The 631-nt window shown below is 48.3% G+C and carries 1 protein-coding gene and 1 pseudogene; both read right to left on the bottom strand.

Features of this window, described 5'->3' with window-relative positions:
* The coding region (locus R7Q11_RS27305) for a DHH family phosphoesterase (protein ID WP_225467124.1) at window positions 1-518 on the bottom strand (518 nt) is incomplete at its 3' end.
* Window positions 519-563: 45 nt separating this feature from the next.
* Window positions 564-631 (bottom strand): annotated as a pseudogene (locus R7Q11_RS27300) (disulfide bond formation protein DsbC); the annotation flags it as partial.

The following is a 631-nucleotide window of genomic DNA, read 5'->3' as shown; positions in this document are numbered from 1 at the left end:
TTCACCATCGCATCGACTTCTGGTAGAACTTGTCCTGGCAAATGGTGGTCTATCACCAATACGGTAATGCCATTTTCTTTGTCGTAGCGGACACCTTCAATCGACGATACGCCATTGTGGACCGTCATGATAATTTCTGCGCCAAGTTCCAATGCTTGATCGACCACCTCTGGGCTCAAACCGTAGCCATCTTCAAAGCGGTTCGGCACCAAGTAATCGACGTTATTGCTGCCAAGCATACGCAATGCCAATACAGAAAGAGCAGAACTCGTTGCGCCATCTGCGTCAAAGTCACCCACCACGATGATGCGTTTTTGCTCTTGAATCGCTTGGAACAACAACTCAACCGCCTGCTCAATGCCGCCAAGCTTTTGGTACGAATGCAATCCACGAGCAGAAGTTTCTAGCTGCGCGATGTCAGTAATACCGCGATTGATGTAAATGCGTTTTAAGATCGGAGGAATGGAGTCTGGGAGAAGGGAAAGATCCGGTTCGGGACGTCGTTGAATTTCTATCATGCTTGAAAAGAGCCGACTATTGCGTCGGCTCTGCTCCTTAAAGGATTACAGTTGCTCTAAACGTTTCAGTAGTTCAGCTGGCGGTAAGTAACCACCAACCATCTCACCGTTTG

The organism is Vibrio sp. 970 (genome assembly GCF_033339075.1).
Note: the sequence above shows the minus strand (reverse complement) of the source record. Positions and strands in the feature narration are given on the sequence as shown.